The 536-nt window shown below is 48.1% G+C and carries 1 tRNA gene and 1 rRNA gene; both read right to left on the reverse strand.

Annotated features, from left to right (window positions below):
* Positions 1–47: 47 nt before the first annotated feature.
* Positions 48–123 (reverse strand) — tRNA-Asn (locus tag PV403_RS24865).
* Between the two features lie 55 nt (positions 124–178).
* Positions 179–295: ribosomal RNA gene (gene rrf, locus PV403_RS24870) — 5S ribosomal RNA — on the reverse strand.
* Between the last annotated feature and the right edge of the window lie 241 nt (positions 296–536).

Genomic DNA, 536 nt, shown 5'->3' on the forward strand with positions numbered 1-536 from the left:
TACCTCCGTGAAAGGGAGGTGTCTTAACCCCTTGACCAACGGGCCGCTGGCTCCCCGAACAGGACTCGAACCTGTGACAACTCGATTAACAGTCGAGTGCTCTACCAACTGAGCTATCAGGGAATATGTATTATAATTAGGTATCAATAAACTGGGTGTCCCAGATTATTAAAACTTTGCTTGGCGGCGTCCTACTCTCCCAGGACCCTGCGGTCCAAGTACCATCGGCGCTGGAGGGCTTAACGGTCGTGTTCGGGATGGGTACGTGTGGAACCCCTCCGCTATCGCCACCAAACAGGGTTTTCTTAGCTTACGCTTCTCGAAAATCTTCGGAAAATCCATTCGCTCTTCGCGTTTGCTTGGGTTCAACACCGAAGTGTGAATCAAGAAACAAGCGTTTAGGTTTCCCTCAAGGATTTGCTCCCTGAAAACTAGATACGAAACAATCTTTGCAATTTATAGCATATGCTTTCGAAGTAGCTTTCCTTCAGAAAGCTTTTAGGATAAGCCCTCGACCGATTAGTACTGGTCAGCTC

Source organism: Paenibacillus sp. GYB006 (assembly GCF_036577645.1).
Taxonomy (GTDB): domain Bacteria; phylum Bacillota; class Bacilli; order Paenibacillales; family Paenibacillaceae; genus Paenibacillus.